The following is a 13,481-nucleotide window of genomic DNA, read 5'->3' as shown; positions in this document are numbered from 1 at the left end:
TCAGGTCGCGAAGAACCGCGACAGATCCCTGTCGCACGTCCCGCCGGGCCCTTCGGGGGCCGGCGGGACGCCCGACTCCCAGTCGAGTCCGTAGCGCCGGAACAGCTCGGCCCGCAGCGTGGTGATCGGCAGCGGCCCGTTCGGCAGCACCATCGCGTACACCGCGCCCATCAACAGGGCGCGCAGCAGCGGGTAGTCGGCCTCCGGGTCCGTGGAGCCGTGCCGGCTCACCGTGTCCCGCAGCAGGGCCCCCAGCCGCTGCTGCTCGGGACATTGCACGAGCCCCGCCGGGTTCTGCAGCATCCCCGCCATGTGCTGGCGCATCAGCACCGGCCGGGCCCGGGCCAGTTCCAGGATCGCGTCGACGGCCCGCGCCATCGGCTCCCGCCCGTCCTCGCTGCGCGGCTCGCGCTCCAGCGCCTCCTCCAGCGTCCGGTGCATCAGCCGGTGCACCGCCGACTGGACGAGCTGGCGCTTGCCGGGGAAGTAGTACGACACCAGCCCGCGCGCGGATCCGGCGCGGTCCGCGATGTCCCCGAGCGTCGTGGCCTCGTAGCCCCGCTCGTCCACCAACTCGACCGCGGCCTGCAGCAGTCGCTCCCGCGAACGGCGACGCAACTCTTCATTGACCGAGGCGCTGCGCGGGGACATCCTGTAACTCCTGCGTTGACTGGCTGCCAGCCAACTATACTCAGCGCTCCCGGGCGGCCACCCAGCGTGCCCCTCCCGGGCCGCTGTTCGTCCCGGGCCGCACGGGGGACGGTCCGGGACGGACGTCCAGCGGTGGGTGACGGACGGCATGTCGGCCGACGGTGACGGTGCCTCAGCCGATCAGGTCGAGCACCGGCCGCAGCCCGTCCGGCCGCTCCGCCGCCGGCAGATGGTCCACGAAGTGCACCCCGCACCCCAGGGCCGCCGCGCCGCCGTCGGCGCGCCGGTCGTCACCGACCATCAGCGTGTCCCGCGCGTCGACGCCGAGCGCCTCGCAGGCGAGGGTGAACAGCCGGGGGTCCGGCTTCTGGATGCCGTGCTCGTACGACAGGACGTACGCGGCCACGTACGGGTCGAGGCCATGGGCGCGGAAGATCGGGCGCAGGTCCCAGCCGATGTTGCTCACCACGCCGATGGCTACCCCGCGTTCCCGCAGGGCGGCGAGGACGTCGGCCGCGTCCGGGTACGGGCTCCACGCGGGCGGCGTCATATGGCGGTCGTACAGCGCGTCGTGGAGCACCGGGTCGGGAAGTGGCACCCGACGCGAGAGCCCCGTGTACGCGGCCCGGTGGTGCTCGGCGCTCCGGTCCCGGACCGCCCACAGCTCACCCGGCCCGCCGGTCGGCGGCTCCACCGGGAACGCCCCGCCGGGCAGCGCGCCCGCCCGCTCCAGGGCCTCGGCGGTCCGGAGCAGCTCCGGCTCAGGAAGGGCGAGACCTGCGTCCGTGAGCACCGCGCGCAGCCAGGACTCGGTGGACTCGACACGAAAGAGCGTTCCGGAGAAGTCGAACAGCACGCCTTTGATCGTCATGGCGGCAATCCTTCGCGCCCGTCCCGTACCCGGTCAAGTGCGCGCCGGGACACGCCACTTCTCGTGCGCGAGCACCGCCAGCGCGACCGTCAGCAGGCCCAGCAGCCAGCCGCCGACCACGTCGGACGCCCAGTGCACGCCCAGCCAGACCCGGGTCAGGCCCACGCCCACGACGGAGACCGCGGACACCGCCAGCACCGTACGCACGAGGGTCTGTCCGGCGCCGTACAGGTGGAGGAGATAGAGCAGCAGACCGCAGACCACCGTGGTCGTCATGGCGTGGCCGGAGGGGAACGCGGCGTAGTGGGCGGAGTCGACGGGGTCGGGCCACGCGGGCCGCTCCCGGCCGACGGCGGCCTTCAGCCCCTGTTGCAAGGCCGTGCCCACCGTGCAGGTGACCGCCAGCCAGATGGCGAGCCACCATGCTCTGTACCGCCACACCAACCAGATCGCGGCGGCCGCGGCGAGGAGACGCATCGTCACCGGGTCCCACACCCAGTCGGTCAGGATACGGAACGCGTGCGTGATGCCCGTTTCGTCGACGGCCCATCTGTGTGTGGTGTCCGCGATGGTCTCGTCCAGCGACATCAGCGGCCCCCAGGAGAGCGCGACCAGGACGAGCAGCAGGACGGTGGGCGCCGCGAACGCCGCGGCGGCGCGCGTGGTGCGGTCGGCCGACGGGCGGTGGGGCGGCGAGTCGACGGTGGGGGAGTGCATACAGCGATCCTGGCCGATTTCTGGGGCGTCAGGCCAACGCCGGGGTGTGAGATCACTGTCACGCGCCGCGACCGGAGCAAAGACCGGGCGCCGCACGTTGTTCTTGGGCTGTTCTTTGTTCGTTCTTTGCCGCGTCACGGCATGGCGAGTGCCCGCAACCCCGGTACGAAAGCCACCAGCACGGGCACCACCGGTACAAGCGCGGCGCACGCGGTCAGCCGCAGCCGTCGCACCGGAGTGAGACGTTCCGGGGGAGCGAGCAACCGGTGGACGCGGTGCGGCACATGGGCCTCCGGCGCCGAGCAGGGCCCGAACACCCCGCGGTCCTCGTTGAGCCCGACGAGCGCGAGGGCGGTCGTGAGGCGGCCGTGGCGGCGGGAGGCCATGTCGTCGGCGGCGAGTTCGACCAGGCGGTGCATCTCGTCGCGGAACGCGGCGAACACCGGCACCCGGGGGAAGCCGCCCGCCAGCGCCGCCGAGCAGTGCAGCAGCCAGTCGTGCCGCGCCCGCGCGTGCCCCTGCTCATGCGCGACCACCGCGTCCACCTGCCGTCCCTTCAGCCGGCGCAACGCGGCCGTGGTGATGACCAGTCGGGGCGCCGCCCCCGCCAGCCACCAGGCGTCCGGCCGCTCTCCCTCCACCACCACGAGCCGGTCGGCCCCCTGCTCCTCACCGGGCAACAGCGGGGCGCGGAGCAGGAGTTCGGCCCGGCGCCGATGGCGGCGCCTACGGGCCCGGACGATCTCACGAACCAGCATCGTCCCCGTCCACAGCCCCCCGCACGCCAGCACCACCGCCGTGATCGCGGCCCACGAAGCGCCCGTGCCCAGCGCGTACGCCTCCACGACCCCACTCGGCGCGGGCGCGAACAACCGCCCGCGCACCTCCGCCCAGGCCGCGGCGGCGCTCAGGGCCATCGACAGCACACAGCACAGCAGTACGGCCGCCACAACGCACTGCCACACCCACAGCGCGACCACCGGTTCACGGTCCGCCCAGTCGGCCCGGGCCAGCACCCGCGGGGCGACGACGGCGGTCAGGGCGCCGAGCAGCAACAACGCCGCGGGGACCATCATGGGCGCAGCCTATGAGCGGGGCAGGGCACGGCGACATGGGCGGCGACGCGGAAGTGACGCAGACCACGGTTTCGTACGGCGGTTGACAGTCCGTACAGCGGTCAGACCATGAGCAGCATGGCGAACATCCCGATGCCCATGGAGAGTCGGCAGGCCCGTGCCAGTTCCGGGCGGTCACCCCAGCCGGTGACCCGTGGTGCCGGAACCCGGGCATCGACCGCGGCCGGTACCGGGATCAGCCGGACACCCGCCCACAGCACATAGCCGGCGAAGTACAGCAGCAGAACCCCGGTGAGGAGGGGCAGCCCCGCCCCGCCGTGACCGCCTCCGGGCGAGACTGCCATCACCGCGGCCATGTAGACCATCGCGAGCGCGCCCACCAGATGGTGCAGATGGTGCGGGCCGGTACGGGAGGCCCAGAGGGTGCGCACGGCTACCACCCCGAACACCGCCGCGTACGCGAGCCAGGCCCAGCGCGGCGGTGCCACGGCCGCGGCCGGCACGGCCATCACGGCCATGCCGAAGCCCATCAACGCCTCACCGCCCGCGGCCCGGCGCCGCTCCTCGACGGCGCTGCGCATCCGCAGCAGGCAGTAGCCCCCGGTCAGCGCGCACAGCGCGACCAGCAGCCAGCCGAGCGAAGCCGGTCCGTGCACCGCGCACCTCCAGGCTCGACGTCGGTCAGGGCATGCCCGTGCGGGATGGTGCGCATACGAGCGCAAGGGCGTACTCGGGGGAGCGCGCGGGGTGCACCGTCGGCAGATGGTTCAGGAGATATTTCACGAGTAAAACACCTGCTAATGTTATCGGCATGAGCAGCGTCAGACCTCCCCGTGTCCGCCGGCTCCCCCTCTCTGGAGTACTCCGGGCGGGCAGGCCCTCCGAGATCTGGTTCAAGCCCGCGCTGAGCGTCGTCGCCGCGTCCGCCCCGCCGAACCTCACGCTGCTGGCGCTCGGCCGCCTCGACCTGGCGCTGTACACGATGGCCGGGTCACTGTGCGCGCTCTACGCCCACAGCCGCCCGTACGCGGCCCGCGCCCGGGCCCTGGCGTGGGTGGTGCTCGGCATGGTCGGCGGCCTCGGTGTCGCGCTCGTCACCGCGTCGCTCACCGCCGACGCCGTAGTGCTGGTCACGGTGGGCGCGCTGCTCGCCGCCGCGCACAAGGCGCTCTGCGACGCGACCCGGATCGGACCGCCCGCCAACATCATCTTCACCTTCATCACCTCAGCGGCCCTCTTCGCACCCCAGGCCCTCGCCCAGGTCCCCGGCCATCTCGCGGCGGCCTCCCTCGCGGGCACCTGGGCCTGGCTCGTGTGCATGGCCCCCGCGCTGGTACGGCCGTACGGGCCAGAACGCCGTGCCGCCGCCCAGGCCCTGGACACGGTGGCCGCGTACGTCGGGGCCATGGGCTCCGACCGGCCGCGTACCCATACGGCCGCCGCGGCGGCGGTGCACACCGCGTGGCAGACCCTGCTCTCCGCCGGCACCCGGACCGAGCCCCGGCGCACCCTCGTCCGGCTCCTGACCCACGCCGAGGCCACGCTCGCCGACCCAGACGACGCAGCCCCCCACCGACTGCGGGCCTGGGCACGAGAACTACGTGGCACCGGACCCGTCCCGCAGGCCACCACCCCGACAGCAGCAGCCGACGCACTGCTCGACGAGGCGGCCGAACTCCCGTCCCGGAAGCTCCCGTTGTGGAGCCGGCTCGGCCCACTCACCCCCGTCGCCGTACGCACCGCGGTCGGCTGTGCCCTCGCTGGATACGCCTCCCTCGCCATCGGGGTCGGCCGCCCCTACTGGGCCCTGGTCACCGCCGCTTCCCTCTATCAGGCGAACATCACGCTCACCTGGAACCGGGCCGTGCAACGAGTCGCGGGCAACCTCGCCGGTGTCCTGGCCTTCGTCGCCGTGGTCCCGCTGGCACACCTCCACCCGGGGGCGCTCGTCCTGTGCTGTCTCGCCCTCAACTTCGGTGCCGAGGCGCTGATCAGCCGCAACTACTGGCTCGGCACGATCTGCGTGACCCCGCTGGCGCTGCTGGTCACCGAGTTCGCGCGGTACGAGAACCCGGGCGAGCTGATCACCGACCGGGTCGTCGATACCCTCGTCGGTGCCCTGGTGGGCCTGGTCGCGGCGATCGCCGTCACCAACCGGCGTGCCGGCGCCCGCGTCGAGGAGGCCCTCGCGGCCGTGGAACGAGCCCGGCAGCACACGGTTCGCATGGCCGCCGACCCCGACGCCGCGCCCGGCACACTGTCGGCCGCGCGCCGCCGCCTGTCCGCCTCCCTCCTCGAACTGCGCGCCACCACCGACGCCGCGGCCGGCGAATGGTGGCAACGCGCATGGTCCTCGGAGCGGGTGACACACGCCGAGCAGGCCGGACACCGTACGCTCACGGCGACGGCACGACGGCACGGGTTCCAGGCTTCGGAGGGCGCACGGGCATGACGGCAGGCAACGGGCGGACGGCGACGGGGAGCGGCGCGGCTCTCGGGGACACGGTCGCCAAGGTGGTGCGGCAGTGGCAGACGGTGCACCCCGGTCTCGACACCGCGCCGATGGAGATCATAGGCCGCGTCAACCGCTGCGCCGCCCTCCTCCAACAGGCCGAGGACGCCCCGCTGCGCCGCGCCGGTCTCACCCGCCCCGAGTTCGACGTCCTCGCCACCCTGCGCCGCACCGGCCACGAGCTGACCCCCAGTGAGATCGTCCGCGAGACGTTCGCCTCCGGGGCCGCCGTCACCAAACGCCTCAAGGCGCTCACAGAGCGCGGACTGGTCGAGCGACGCGGCGACACCCGCGACCGCCGCGTCGCCCACGTCCGCCTCACCGACACCGGCCGCGACCTCGTGGACAGCGTCCTGCCGGAACAACTGTCATACGAGACAGCCGTCCTCTCTGGCGTCGAAGCCGACAACCGACGCGAACTCGCCGTCCTCCTGGAGGAGTTGCTCATCCAGTTGGAGGGCCGCCTGGGCGTCCCCCGCGCCTAGTCGGTCAAGGAGCGCGGGTTGCGGATGTCCCGCCAGTGAGGGCCATACACGTTCCGCCGGATGCCGGGCTCCCGTAGGAACTCGTGCGGGAAGCCTAGCGACGGCAGCTCACCTCGTCGAGGCGAGCGATCGCGTCGGCATCGAGGTGAGGGCCAGTTCGCTCACCCGCAGACCGGTCCTGCCGAACAGTGTGTAACGCACGATGCATCCCCCTGTTGAACTGTCGAACGGTTCGTGGATACGACGCTAGGAGATGGAGGGCACTCCAACACAAGCACACCGGCGCGGGCCGTACCCGGTTCAGCCCTCCTCGCCGGCCACATACACGCCGAACACGGCCCCTTGGGGGTCCCGCAGCACCGCGATCCGGGGCCCCTCCGGCACCGACGTGGGCTCCATGAGCATGGTGCCGCCCGCCTCGGCCGCGATCCGGGCGGTGTCGTCCACGTCCTCGACGGCGAAGTACGGCAGCCAGTGCGCGGGCACCTCGTGCGGGAACTTGTCGTCCATCGTGATCATGCCGCCGAAGTCGGCGCCGCCGATGCCCCACTGCGTGTAGTGCTCAGCGGCGCTCACGCTCCAGCCGAACACCGTGGTGTAGAAGGCCTTGGCCTGTTCCGGAGCGCGGGTCAGCAGCTCCACCCAGCCGAGCGCGCCGGGCGCGTTGAACAGCCCGGCGCCGGGGAAGGAACGGGCCTGCCACAGCTGGAAGGCCGCGCCGCCCGGGTCGAGCGCCACCGCGAACCGCCCGATGTCGAAGACGTCCATGGGCTCGACGAGGATCGTCCCGCCGGCCGCCGGTACCGATTCCGCCGTGGCGTCGGCGTCGCTCACCGCGAACGACACGTTCCAGGCCACCGGCTGCGACTCCTGGTACAGGGGTGTGAGGGCGGCGACCGCCGCGTCACCGAGATGCGCGACGGTGTAGCCGCCCGCCTCCTGCCGGGGATCCGTCTCCGGACGCCAGCCGAACAGCTCGGTGTAGAACCGCTTGGCCGCCTCCAGGTCACTGGTCCCCAGCTCGGTCCAGCAGGGCCCGCCGGTCACCGGTGCGTCGAGCTTCATGGCGTTCCTCCCGCAAGGACGACCCCATTCAGCACGCTATGCCCGCGCCCCGACCCCGGCCACCGCTGGTCAAGAACCGGCGGCAGGCTTCAGATCCCCGGCCGGTACCGCAGCGGATGGTCCGCCGGGATCTCCACCAGTACGATCTCCGTGCCGTCCGGGTCGGTGATCCACATCTCGACCAACCCCCACGGCTCCTTCACCGGTGGCCGCCGCACCTCCACCCCGGCGGCCACCAGCTCGTCGTGCGCCGCCGCCACGTCCGCCACCTGAAGCCACAGCTTCAACGCGGGCGACGGCGGGATCTCCGAGCGCCCGGAGACCTCCAGAAAGCCACCGCCGAGGAAGTACACGACGCCCCGGTGCTCGCCCGTACCGAACTCCCGGTAGACGGGAAGCCCCAGCTGCTCCCCGTAGAAGGCACGCGAACGCTCGGGGTCGGTGGGGCGCAGGAGCGTGCGGCTGCTGAGTACATGGACCATGCATCGGAGACTAGCCGGGCCAAGGGATACCCTCGTCCCTGCCCGAGCCGCGCCGAGATCCCTCAGGAGCGCCCCATGGAGACCGCCGCCACCGGCCTGACCTTCCGTGACGCCACCGACGCCGACGTGGATGCTCTCGTCGCGCTGATCGAGTCGGCGTACCGGGGAGATTCCAGCCGGGCCGGGTGGACCACGGAGGCCGACATCCTCGAAGGCCAGCGCACCGACCCCGAGGGGGTTCTGGAGGTCATCAAGGCCCCCGACAGCCGGTTGCTGACCGTGGAGCGCGACGGCACCGTGGTCGCCTGCTGTCAGCTCGAACACCGCGGTGACCACGCCTACTTCGGGATGTTCGCGGTGAGCCCGGCGCTCCAGGGCGGCGGCCTCGGAAAGGTGATCATCGCCGAGGCCGAGCGGATCGTGCGCGAGAGCTGGGGCGCCGAGGAGATGCACATGACCGTGATCTCCGTACGGAACGACCTCATCGCCTGGTACGAGCGGCGCGGCTACCGCCGTACGGGACGGATGACGCCGTTTCCGTACGGCGACGAGCGGTTCGGCATTCCGCAACGCGCGGACCTGCAGTTCGAGCTGCTGGTCAAGGAGCTCAAGGAGCTCAAGGAGCTCAAGGAGCTCAAGGAGCTCAAGGAGCTCGGGTAGCCGTCACGCGGTGAAGCGGCCCGTGCGTTTGATGTCCGGGTAGTCGGTCGTCGCGCCGTCCAGCTGCAGCGCGCGCACCAGCCGCAGATGGTCCTGGGTGTTCACAACCCAGCCGATGATCCGCAGGTTCGCCTTGCGGGCGTGCTCGACGACCTCCAGCGTCAGCCGCCGGATGTTCAGTACGACGGTGGGGGCGCCCACTGCGACGGCCCGGTCCACGACGTCGGTGCCGTAGCGGCTGGCGACCAGCGCGGTGCGTACGCCCGGGACGAGCCGGGCGATCTCGGCGACCGCCTCGTCGTGGAAGGACAGCACCTCGACCCGGCCCGCCAGGTCGCGCCGGCGCATGACCTCGGCGAGGGCCCGGGCCGCCGCCACATCCTTGATCTCGGCCTGGAGCGGTGCCCGTACCGCGTCCAGAACCTCCTCGAAGGTGGGGATCCGCTCGCCGCGGCCCGCGTCCAGGGCGCGCAGCTCGGCGAGGGTCTTGTCGGCGATCGGGCCCGTACCGTCCGTCGTCCGGTCCACGTCCGCGTCGTGCATGACGACCAGCGCGCCGTCCTTGCTCAGATGCAGATCGAGTTCGATGACGTCGAGGCCCGCGCGATCGGCGGCGACGAACGAACGGAGGGTGTTCTCCGGTTCGACACCCATGACTCCGCGGTGACCGATGGTGAGGAAGTTCAAGGTTGACTCGCTTCCGTCGACTGCGGCTCGGCCCGCGTGACCGGGAGGGGGCGGCACGCGGCTGGGCCGCAGCGTAGTCCTCCGGCCCGGCGATGTATCCGCATGTGCACAGCCCTTTCGAGCCGTCCCACAGCGGCGAAGAAGACCGTTTCGGCACCCGTGCGCACGAGTCGGGTCATCCCTGAGTGGGCGAGTCCGGCGCGCGTTGACTCGCGGGCCGCCGTACGGGTCGCCACGCGAGTCGCCACCGGTCGCTCTTGATCGGCCGTCTTGCGGCGGAGCGCCTCGCCTACATACGGTGTCCCTACGAAAGGTTCTCCCGTGGAGGATGGGGTCATGACGGAAATTCTTGCGCAACTGGGTGCGGAGGGCACTGTTCCTTCGGTCGGCAGGGTGGTGGAGCACCCGGCCTGGCCCGTGCTCAAGGATGCCGTGGAGCGGATCCGGCCATGGCAGTCCGAGGACGGCTCGGTCGACTTCGATGCCGACGATGCCCCGGACCCGGCGGACGCCGACCTGGCCGTCCAGGACGTGATCGGCGCGGTCCAGGCGATCTCGCCGCTGCTGCCGCACGACGCCGTGTATCACGAGGCGCTCGTCAAGGACCTGCGGCGCTGGGCCGACGACGGCTTCAAGGTGCCCGACTTCCTCGACTCGCTGCTGGCCTTCCAGCCCGCCGCCAACCGCGCGGACGGCCTCCAGCACTTGGTCGTCTTCCCGATGTACACGCAGAACGGCAACCCGGACCGCAACCTCGAGGCGGTCGTGCTGCGCATGGTCTGGCCCGACTGGCTGGCCGAGCTGGAGCGCACCCGCTACGACAACCCGCTGTTCTGCGGCATCACCTTCGAGGACTTCACCGCCGGCTACGACACCAACTCGGCCGTCCTCTTCCCGGAGACCATCGCCGTGCGCGAGGCCCCGGCCCGCTTCTCCTGGGGCGGCATCTTCTGCGACCGTGAGGCCGCCCGCTTCCGCCGCGTCACCGACGCCGCCGTCGACATCCTCGGCCTCGAACTTCCCGCGGACATCAGTGAGATGGTCGGCGACCAGAAGCGCTGTGAAGAGGCCTTCGTCCTGTGGGACATGGTCCACGACCGCACCCACAGCCACGGCGACCTGCCCTTCGACCCCTTCATGATCAAGCAGCGCCAGCCGTTCTGGATGTACGGCCTCGAAGAGCTGCGCTGCGACCTCACAGCCTTCAAGGAGGCCGTGAAACTGGAGGCCGACGGCGTCCCGCAGGCCCGTGACGTGCAGTACGCGGTCCTCTTCGACCGCATGTTCCGCTTCCCGGTCACCGGCGAGCGCGTCCGCAACTACGACGGGCTCGGCGGCCAGCTCCTCTTCGCCTACCTGCACAAGCACGACGTGGTCCGCTGGACGGACAACAAGCTGTACATCGACTGGCAGCGCGCCCCGCAGGTCACCAACCAGCTCTGCGCCGACATCGAGAAGCTCTACCGGGACGGCATCGACCGCCCGAAGCTCGTCCACTGGTTCGCCGGGTACGAGCTCGTCGCCGGCTACCTCGCCCCGCACCCCGGCTCCCGCTGGGCCAAGGGCCCGGACGCCCTCGATCTGACGCAGCCGCCGCGCAAACTCGTCGACGACGTGCTTCCGGACGAGTTTCCGCTCAGCATGTTCTATGAGGCGCTCGCCAAGAAGCTGAAGAACGTGATCGCCTCCACCAAGGGCATCACGGCGGCGACCGCCGAGCGGGCCGCCGCGTGAGCGCCCGGGCCGTAGACGTCGTAGGCGCTGCTCAGGAGGCGAAGACCATGAGGAACGGCAACGGTGCACTGAGTGGCGCGGTGATCGCGGTGGCCGGCGCGGGCGGACCCGCGGGCCGGGCGGCACTGCTGCGCCTCGCCGACGCGGGGGCGATCGTCGTCGGCTCCGACAACGACCCGGAGCGGCTCTCCGAGGCCGTGGACGCCGCCCGCTACGCGCACGGCGGCGCCACCGTCGTCGGCGACACGGTCGACCTCCTCGACCTCAAGTCGACCCGCGACTGGGCCACCCGCGTCGAGAAGGACTTCGGCCGGGTCGACGGACTCGTCCACCTCGTCGGCGGCTGGCGCGGCAGCGAGACCTTCACCAGGACCAGCCTCGACGACTGGGACTTCCTGGAGATGCTGCTCGTCCGCACCGTGCAGCACACCTCCCTCGCCTTCCACGAGGCCCTGCAGCGCAGCGACCGCGGCCGGTACGTCCTGATCAGCGCGGCCGGTGCCAGCAAGCCCACCGCGGGCAACGCCTCCTATGCCGCCGCCAAGGCCGCCGCGGAGGCGTGGACGCTGGCCCTGGCCGACTACTTCCGCAAGGCCGGGGGCCCCGACGGGCCGACGTCCGCGGCTGCGATCCTGGTGGTGAAGGCGTTGGTGCACGACGCGATGCGCGCCGAGCGCCCCAACGCGAAGTTCGCGGGCTTCACCGATGTCAAGGAGCTGGCCGAGGCCATCGCCGGCGTCTGGGACAAGCCCGCCGCCGAAGTGAACGGGAACCGTCTGTGGCTCACAGAGAAGCCGTGAACCCACCCAAGACCGACGCTCGTCGCCATCACGACCCCGCGATCCGGGGCTTCGCCAGCGACAACTACGCGGGGGCCCACCCCGAGGTGCTCGCCGCCCTGGCCCTGGCCAACGGCGGGCACCAGGTCGCGTACGGCGAGGACGAGTACACCGAGAACCTCCAGCGGATCGTCCGCAGCCACTTCGGCGCCACCGCCGAGGCGTTCCCGGTGTTCAACGGCACCGGCGCCAACGTCGTCGCCCTCCAGGCGCTCACCGACCGCTGGGGCGCGGTGATCTGCGCCGAGAGCGCCCACATCAACGTCGACGAGGGCGGCGCCCCCGAGCGCATGGGCGGTCTCAAGCTGCTCACCGTGCCGACCCCCGACGGCAAGCTCACACCCGAACTGATCGACAAGCAGGCGTACGGCTGGGACGACGAGCACCGCGCCATGCCGCAGGTCGTCTCGATCACCCAGAGCACCGAGCTGGGCACCCTCTACACGCCCGACGAGATCCGCGCGATCTGCGAGCACGCCCACGCCCACGGCATGAAGGTCCACCTGGACGGCTCCCGCATAGCCAACGCGGCCGCCGCCCTGAACGTGCCGATGCGTACGTTCACCAACGCGGTCGGCGTCGACGTCCTCTCCCTGGGCGGCACCAAGAACGGCGCGATGTTCGGCGAGGCCGTCGTCGTCATCAACCAGGACGCCGTGAGCCACATGAAGCACCTGCGCAAGCTGTCCATGCAGCTCGCCTCCAAGATGCGCTTCGTGTCCGTGCAGTTGGAGGCGCTGCTCGCCAAGGACCTCTGGCTGCGCAACGCCCGCCACTCCAACGAGATGGCCCAGCGCCTCGCCGAGGGCGTCCGCGCGGTCCACGGCGTGGAGATCCTCCACCCCGTCCAGGCCAACGCCGTCTTCGCCCGCCTCCCGCACGACGTGAGCGAGCGCCTGCAAAAGCGGTACCGCTTCTACTTCTGGGACGAGGCCGCAGGCGACGTCCGCTGGATGTGCGCCTTCGACACGACCGAGGAGGACGTGGACGGATTCGTGGCGGCGCTGAAGGAGGAGATGGCGCGCTGACGCGCTCTGCATAGGTATGCGGTCACCCGGAAATGCATTGACTCTCGGGTGATCGCATACCTATGCTCTGTGGGTATGGAGCTGATCCAGAATACCCCGGACCTGTCCGCATACTTGGCCGCTGACGAGGCCATCGACCACGACCACACGCTCGTCCGCGAAACGGCCGCACGGCTCGGCAAGGGTGCCGAGGACTCGTATGCCTATGCGCGCCTGGCGTTCGAGTTCGTGCGCGACGAGATTCCTCACTCGCAGGACTCCGGCGACCCGCGCGTGACGTGGCGCGCCTCCGACGTCCTGGAACAGCGCACCGGCATCTGCTACGCCAAGGCCCACGCCCTGGCGGCCCTGCTGCGGGCCGAGGACATCCCGACCGCGCTCTGCTATCAGCGGCTGGCGCACGACGACGGCAGCGGGCATGTGGTGCACGGGCTGGTGGCGGTGCGCTTCAACGGCGACTGGCACCGCCAGGACCCCCGCGGCAACAAGTCCGGCGTGGATGCCCGGTTCTCCCTCGCCGGTGAGCGGTTGGCGTGGGTGCCCGACCCGCAGTCCAATGAGGTGGACTATCCGGTCCTGTACGCTGAACCTCACCCGGCCGTACTGAGCGCCCTCAAGGCCGCCCCCGACCGGCCGTACCTGTGGAAGACGCTCCCCACCGCACTCTGAGGCAG

The 13,481-nt window shown here is 71.3% G+C and carries 15 protein-coding genes; 7 read left to right on the top strand and 8 right to left on the bottom strand.

The window, feature by feature from the left end:
- From F3T56_RS02275 to F3T56_RS02255, 5 genes are all read right to left on the bottom strand, one after another.
- Positions 1-651, bottom strand: a complete 651-nt coding sequence (locus F3T56_RS02275) for a TetR/AcrR family transcriptional regulator (RefSeq protein WP_149822955.1) — start codon at positions 649-651, stop codon at positions 1-3.
- 172 nt (positions 652-823) lie between these two features.
- The gene (locus tag F3T56_RS02270; RefSeq protein WP_149822954.1) at positions 824-1,522 is read right to left on the bottom strand and encodes an HAD family hydrolase; all 699 of its coding nucleotides are present in this window, start codon (positions 1,520-1,522) and stop codon (positions 824-826) included.
- A gap of 33 nt (positions 1,523-1,555) precedes the next feature.
- On the bottom strand, positions 1,556-2,239 hold the full coding sequence (locus F3T56_RS02265) for a phosphatase PAP2 family protein (RefSeq protein WP_149822953.1): 684 nt from the start codon (positions 2,237-2,239) through the stop codon (positions 1,556-1,558).
- Between the two features lie 134 nt (positions 2,240-2,373).
- Positions 2,374-3,315 (bottom strand): M56 family metallopeptidase, encoded by a 942-nt coding sequence (locus F3T56_RS02260; protein ID WP_149822952.1) that lies wholly within the window; start codon positions 3,313-3,315, stop codon positions 2,374-2,376.
- Positions 3,316-3,416: 101 nt separating this feature from the next.
- Positions 3,417-3,971 carry a DUF5134 domain-containing protein gene (locus F3T56_RS02255; RefSeq protein ID WP_149822951.1) on the bottom strand — a complete coding sequence of 185 codons (555 nt, stop codon included), beginning with the start codon at positions 3,969-3,971 and terminating at the stop codon, positions 3,417-3,419.
- 155 nt (positions 3,972-4,126) lie between these two features.
- Here F3T56_RS02255 and F3T56_RS02250 point away from each other — a divergent pair, with 155 nt between their 5' ends.
- Positions 4,127-5,767 (top strand): FUSC family protein, encoded by a 1,641-nt coding sequence (locus F3T56_RS02250; RefSeq protein ID WP_149822950.1) that lies wholly within the window; start codon positions 4,127-4,129, stop codon positions 5,765-5,767.
- Positions 5,764-6,312, top strand: a complete 549-nt coding sequence (locus F3T56_RS02245) for a MarR family winged helix-turn-helix transcriptional regulator (protein ID WP_149822949.1) — start codon at positions 5,764-5,766, stop codon at positions 6,310-6,312. Before F3T56_RS02250 ends, F3T56_RS02245 begins: the two co-directional genes overlap by 4 nt.
- A 300-nt stretch (positions 6,313-6,612) precedes the next feature.
- Here the strand turns inward: F3T56_RS02245 and F3T56_RS02235 are convergent, their stop codons facing one another.
- Together F3T56_RS02235 and F3T56_RS02230 are read right to left on the bottom strand one after the other, a co-directional pair.
- Entirely contained in the window at positions 6,613-7,377 is a 765-nt protein-coding gene (locus tag F3T56_RS02235) for a VOC family protein (protein WP_149822948.1), read from the bottom strand.
- Between the two features lie 89 nt (positions 7,378-7,466).
- On the bottom strand, positions 7,467-7,859 hold the full coding sequence (locus F3T56_RS02230; RefSeq protein WP_149822947.1) for a VOC family protein: 393 nt from the start codon (positions 7,857-7,859) through the stop codon (positions 7,467-7,469).
- A gap of 75 nt (positions 7,860-7,934) precedes the next feature.
- Between F3T56_RS02230 and F3T56_RS02225 the strand changes: the two genes are divergently transcribed.
- Positions 7,935-8,519 (top strand): GNAT family N-acetyltransferase, encoded by a 585-nt coding sequence (locus F3T56_RS02225; RefSeq protein WP_149822946.1) that lies wholly within the window; start codon positions 7,935-7,937, stop codon positions 8,517-8,519.
- A 3-nt stretch (positions 8,520-8,522) separates the two neighbouring features.
- Here F3T56_RS02225 and F3T56_RS02220 read toward each other — a convergent pair whose 3' ends face one another.
- Positions 8,523-9,206: a glycerophosphodiester phosphodiesterase gene (locus F3T56_RS02220; RefSeq protein ID WP_149822945.1), complete on the bottom strand. Its 684-nt coding sequence runs from the start codon at positions 9,204-9,206 to the stop codon at positions 8,523-8,525.
- Between the two features lie 336 nt (positions 9,207-9,542).
- Here F3T56_RS02220 and F3T56_RS02215 point away from each other — a divergent pair, with 336 nt between their 5' ends.
- From F3T56_RS02215 to F3T56_RS02200, 4 genes are all read left to right on the top strand, one after another.
- Complete coding sequence (locus F3T56_RS02215; RefSeq protein ID WP_149822944.1) at positions 9,543-10,940, top strand: DUF6421 family protein; 1,398 nt, start codon at positions 9,543-9,545, stop codon at positions 10,938-10,940.
- A gap of 47 nt (positions 10,941-10,987) precedes the next feature.
- The gene (locus F3T56_RS02210; RefSeq protein ID WP_149822943.1) at positions 10,988-11,740 is read left to right on the top strand and encodes an SDR family NAD(P)-dependent oxidoreductase; all 753 of its coding nucleotides are present in this window, start codon (positions 10,988-10,990) and stop codon (positions 11,738-11,740) included.
- A complete protein-coding gene (locus F3T56_RS02205) occupies positions 11,737-12,807 on the top strand; it encodes a threonine aldolase family protein (RefSeq protein WP_149822942.1) in 1,071 nt (356 codons plus the stop codon). Before F3T56_RS02210 ends, F3T56_RS02205 begins: the two co-directional genes overlap by 4 nt.
- Positions 12,808-12,882: 75 nt before the next feature.
- Positions 12,883-13,476, top strand: a complete 594-nt coding sequence (locus tag F3T56_RS02200; RefSeq protein ID WP_149822941.1) for a transglutaminase domain-containing protein — start codon at positions 12,883-12,885, stop codon at positions 13,474-13,476.
- The last annotated feature ends 5 nt before the right edge of the window (positions 13,477-13,481 follow it).

Origin of the sequence: Streptomyces tailanensis (assembly GCF_008386495.1) — a bacterium.
Classification (GTDB): Bacteria; Actinomycetota; Actinomycetes; order Streptomycetales; family Streptomycetaceae; genus Streptomyces; species Streptomyces tailanensis.
Note: the sequence above shows the minus strand (reverse complement) of the source record. Positions and strands in the feature narration are given on the sequence as shown.